This window comes from Streptomyces sp. BRA346 (assembly GCF_052851135.1).
In genome coordinates, this window is the sequence record NZ_JAIWIH010000107.1 from 1 (window position 1) to 5,545 (window position 5,545).

Consider the following 5,545-nt stretch of genomic DNA (forward strand, 5'->3'; position numbering starts at 1 on the left):
GATCCGCTCCCGTACCTCCGACACCGGCAGCGCCACCGACACCATGCCGCCCTTGCCCGCCAGCACCCGGCCGATCGCCTGACTCCGCAACGCCACCACACGCGCGGCATCCTGAAGCGACAGAATCCCCGCCACGCACGCGGCCGCGATCTCACCCTGCGAGTGGCCCACCACTGCAGCCGGTGCGACGCCGAACGAGCGCCACAGCTCGGCCAGCGACACCATCACCGAGAACAGCACCGGCTGGACCACGTCGACGCGCTCCAGCGACGGCGCACCCTCGGCGCCCCGCAGCACCTCCACCAACGACCAGTCGGTGAACTCCGCCAGGGCCGCCGCGCACTCCTCGATACGGGCGGCGAACACCGGCGAGGCGTCCATCAGCCCCACCGCCATGCCCGCCCACTGCGAGCCCTGCCCCGGGAACACGAACGCCGTCCGGCCGCCGATGGCGGACCCCTGCGCCACGTTCGACGCCATGCCGCCACCGGCCAGCGCGCCGAGCCCGGCGAGCAGTTCGTCGCGGTCGCGGCCCCGCACCACGGCGCGGTGGTCCAGCTGTGCTCGGGTCGTGGCGAGCGACAGGCCCACGTCGACGGGGCGCAGCGCGGGGTCGGCCTCCAGCTGGGTCAGCAGCCGCTCCGCCTGTGCGCGCAGCGCCGCGGCGCTCTTGCCGGACACCGCCCACGGCACCGCGTCCAGCCGCCGCGACGGAAGTTCCTCGGCGGGCGCCTCCGCGTCCTCCTCGGCGGGGGCCTGCTCCAGGATGGTGTGCGCGTTCGTACCGCTGAAGCCGAACGAGGACACCGCGGCGCGGCGCGGCCGGTCGGTCCGCGGCCACGGTGTGGTCTCGGTGAGCAGCGACACGGCGCCGGCCGACCAGTCCACGTGCGGGGTGGGCTCGTCGACGTGCAGCGTCTTGGGCAGCACGCCGTGGCGGATGGCCATGACCATCTTGATGATTCCGGCGACACCGGCCGCGGCCTGGGTGTGGCCGATGTTGGACTTGATGGAGCCCAGCAGCAACGGCTGCCCCTCGGGCCGGTCCTGGCCGTACGTGGCGAGCAGCGCCTGCGCCTCGATCGGGTCGCCCAGCGTCGTCCCCGTACCGTGCGCCTCGACCACCGTTGGTGAGCGCCTGGTGGATGACGCGCTGCTGGGACGGGCCGTTGGGCGCGGTGAGGCCGTTGGACGCGCCGTCCTGGTTGACGGCCGAGCCGCGCACGATGGCGAGCACCGGGTGGCCGTTGCGCCGCGCGTCGGACAGCCGCTCCACGAGCAGCATGCCGACGCCCTCGCCCCAGCCGGTCCCGTCGGCGGCGGCGGCGAACGGCTTGCAGCGGCCGTCGGCGGCGAGCCCGCGCTGACGGCTGAACTCGGTGAACGTCGACGGCGTGGCCATCACGGTCACCCCGCCCGCGAGCGCCAGCGAGCATTCGCCGCCTCGCAGCGCCTGCACGGCCATGTGCAGGGTGACCAGCGACGACGAGCAGGCCGTATCGACCGTGACCGCCGGGCCCTCCAGGCCGAAGGTGTACGACACGCGGCCGGACGCGATGCTGCCGGAGCTTCCGGTGCCGAGGAAGCCTTCGACGCCCTCGGGCACGGAGTCGAGCCGCGAGGTGTAGTCGTGGTACATGACGCCCGCGAACACCCCGGTGCGGCTGCCGCGCAGCCCGGTCGGGTCGAGTCCCGCCCGCTCGAACGCCTCCCACGACGACTCCAGCAGCAGCCGCTGCTGCGGGTCCATCGCCATGGCCTCGCGCGGCGAGATCCCGAAGAGCGTGGGGTCGAAGCCGCCCGCGTCGTAGAGGAATCCGCCCTCGCTCACATAGCTGGCCCCGGCCTGGTCGGGGTCGGCGTCGTACAGCGACTCGATGTCCCAGCCGCGGTCGGTGGGGAAGCCGGAGATGGCGTCCTCGCCGCCCGCGACGAGCCGCCACAGCTCCTCGGGGGTACGGACGCCGCCCGGGTAGCGGCAGCTCATCGCGACGATCGCGATGGGCTCCTGGTGCCGCTCTTCGACCTCGCGCAGCTGACGGCGGGCCTGACGCAGGTCGGCGGTGGCCCGCTTGAGGTAGTCGCGAAGCTTGTCCTCGTTATTCACCATTGCGTCGGCTCCTTGCGAAGGGGGAGGTGGTGCTCATGAGTTCCAGTCGCTCCCTTTCAGGAGGAGCCGAGTTCGTCGTCGAGCAGGTCGAAAAGCTCATCGTCGGTCGCTGATTCGAGGTCGTTGTCGTCGGTGTCGCCGTCGGCCGCCGCGTCCTGCGCGTCGTTCCACTTCGCCAGCAGGGCCTGGAGGCGCATGGTGATCCTGGAGCGGGTGACGCTGTCGTCCGCGGCCCCCGCCAGGGCGGCTTCCAGCCGGTCGAGTTCGCCGAACACCGACGGGCCGCCGCCGTCCCCGTGCGGGAGTTCCGCACGCAGATGGTCGGCGAGGGCGTCGGGCGTCGGGTAGTCGAAGATCAGCGTGGCCGGGAGCCGGAGGCCGGTGGCCGCGCCGAGCCGGTTGCGGAGTTCGACGGCGGTGAGCGAGTCGAAGCCCAGGTCCTTGAAGGCCGCGGCCGGTTCGATGGCCGCCGCGCTGCCGTACCCGAGCACGGTGGCCACCTGGGCACACACCAGGTTGAGCAGGAAGCGGTCCCGTTCGGCCGCGGACATGCGCGCGAGCCGGTCGGCGAGGCCGGTCGCGTCGTCCGCCCCGCCGCCGCCGGCCGCGGCGGCGCGCCGCACCGGGGTACGGATCAGCCCGCGCAGCAGCGGCGCCACCCCGGCGGTGGACTGGGCGCGCAGTGCGGCGATGTCCAGGGCGGCGGGGATCAGCACCCCGTGTCCGGCGAGCCCGGCCACGTCGAACAGCGCCAGGCCCTCGGCGTTGCCGAGCGCGCTCATGCTGCCGCGGTTCATGCGCTGCCGGTCGGCGGTGGCGAGGGTGGAGGCCATGCCGTCCTCGTCGTCCCACAGGCCCCAGGCGAGGGAGACGGCGGGCAGGCCCTGGCCGCGCCGGTGCTGGGCGAGGGCGTCCAGGAAGGTGTTGGCCGCGGCGTAGTTGCCCTGTCCCGGGTTGCCGAAGACACCGGCCGCCGAGGAGAACAGCACGAACTCGGCGAGGCCGTGGCCGCGGGTCAGCTCGTGCAGGTTCCACGCCGCGTCGACCTTCGGCCGCAGCACCCGCTGGACGCGCTCGGGGGTGAGGGACTCGATCGTCCCGTCGTCGAGCACGCCCGCCGCGTGGATCACGGCGGTGAGCGGGTGTGCGGCGGGGATGTCGGCCAGGACGGCGGCGAGCGCGTCCCGGTCGGCCGCGTCGCACGCCGCCCAGGTGACCTGGGCGCCGTACTCGGTGAGTTCGGCCGTCAGCTCGGCGGCACCCGCCGCCTCGGCGCCACGGCGGCTGGTCAGCAGCAGCCGCCTGGCCCCGCGCCCGGTCACCAGGTGGCGGGCCAGCAGCCCGCCCAGGGTGCCTGACGCGCCGGTGACCAGCACCGTGCCCGCCGGGTCGAGGCCGGGCACGGCCGCCTCGTCCAGGGCGGCCACGCGCGCCAGCCGGGGTGCGTACGCGGTCCCGGCGCGCACGGCGAACTGCGGCTCGTCCGTCCGCAGCGCGGACAGGAGCGCGGAGAGGGAAGTGTCAGCGGCGGCGCCGCCGTCCACGTCGGCCAGCACGAACCGGCCCGGGTGCTCGGCCTGCGCCGACCGCACCAGGCCCCAGAGGGCGGCGTGGGTGAGGTCGTCCACGCCCTCGTCGGCGTTCTCCCCGTCCGTCGTCGCGGCCACGGCGCCCCGGGTGAGCAGGACCAGCCGCGAGTCGGCGAACCGCTCGTCGGCGAGCCACTCCCGTACCAGGGCCAGCGCCCGCAGGGTCACGGTGTGCGCCGCGGCCGCGGTGTCCCCGGGGGTCGTGAGGTCGGGCAGGCACGGTACGAGGACCACGTCCGGCGCGATCCCCTCGGCCTCGACCGCCTCGCCGAGCGCGGACAGGCCCGCGTAGGTCTCGGCCTCGATCCCGGTGTCGGCCAGCGCCCCGGTGATCTTCAGGTCGCCGCCGCCGGTGTTCTCCAGGACTGCCCACAGGGCGGCGGTGTCGTCCTGCGCTGCGTCGGACGTGGGCAGCGCGGCCCAGTCGACGCGGAACAGCGACTCGTGGTGACGGGCGTTGCTCGCGGTGAACTGCCCGGGGTCGAGCGGCCGGAGCGCGAGCGAGCCGACCGACACCACCGGGGCACCGGCCTCATCAGTGATCTCCAGCGCCACGGCGCCCTGCCCGGCCGGGGAAACCCGCACCCGCAGCGCCGTCGCGCCGACCGCGTGGAGCCGTACGCCGTCCCACGAGAACGGCAGCCGCGCCTGCCCGGCCTCCTCCACCGCCCAGAACCCGCCGAGGCCCACCGCGTGCAGCGCGGCGTCCAGCAGCGCCGGATGGCAGGCGTACGCACGGGCCTCGCCCTGCTGCTCCTCGCCCAGCGCCACCTCGGCGAACACCTCGTCGCCGCGCCGCCAGGCGGACTTCAGCCCCTGGAACACCGGGCCGTACGCGAGACCGAGCGCCGCGAAACCGTCGTACAGGCCGTCGACGTCGATCGGCTCGACGGCCGTGCCGTCGACCTCCGCCGGGGGCCACTGCGCCATGGTGCTCGGCGCGGTGGCGGCCGGGCCGGTGGCGCCGAGCACACCGGCCGCGTGCCGGGTCCACGGCTCGTCGGCCGCGTCCTCCGGGCGCGAGTAGATGTGCAGTGCGCGCCGCCCCTCGGGGCCGTCGGGCCCGTCCACGGAGACGCGGAGCTGCACCGCGCCGCGCTCGGGGAGGACCAGCGGCGCTTCCAGGGTCAGCTCCTCGACCTGGTCGCAACCGACCTGGTCACCGGCCCGGACGGCCAGTTCGACCAGGGCCGTCCCCGGCAGCAGCACGGTGTCCATGACGGCGTGATCGGCCAGCCACGGGTGGGTACGGAGCGACAGCCGACCCGTGAAGAGGAAGCCCTCGGAGTCGGGCAGGTCCACCGCAGCACCCAGCAACGGGTGATCGGCGGAGCCGAGCCCGGCCGACACCACGTCGCCCACGGCCCCGGCGGGGGCCTCCAGCCAGTAGCGCTCGCGCTGGAAGGCGTACGTGGGCAGCTCGGCGCGGCGCGCCCCGGTCCCGGCGAAGAACGCCTCCCAGTCGACGGCCGCGCCACGGACGTACGCACGGGCGACGGCGGTCGTCAGGGCTTCGGCCTCGCGGCGGTCCTTGCGGAGGGCGGAGGCGAAGGCGGCGTCGCTGTCGCTGGTCACGCAGTCCTGGGCCATGGCGGTGAGCACACCGTCGGGGCCCAGTTCGACGTACGTGGTGACGCCCTGGGCCTCCAGGGTGCGGATGCCGTCGAGGAAGCGGACGGCCTCCCGGACGTGGCGCACCCAGAAGTCGGGGCTGGTGATCTCCTCGGCGGACACCACGGCACCGGTCAGGTTGGAGACGATCGGGATGCGCGGAGCCTCGTACGACAGCCCCTGCGCCACCTCGCGGAACGCCTCCAGCATCCCGTCCATGCGGGGCGAGTGGAAC

At 74.6% G+C, this 5,545-nt stretch carries 1 protein-coding gene and 1 pseudogene; both read right to left on the reverse strand.

Going from position 1 to position 5,545, the window contains the following annotated elements; all coding sequences use genetic code 11:
- Positions 1-2,156 (reverse strand): annotated as a pseudogene (locus LCH29_RS43505) (type I polyketide synthase); the annotation flags it as partial.
- Between the two features lie 10 nt (positions 2,157-2,166).
- Positions 2,167-5,545 (reverse strand): SDR family NAD(P)-dependent oxidoreductase (locus tag LCH29_RS43510; protein WP_446467211.1); only part of this gene is annotated, 3,379 nt, incomplete at its 5' end.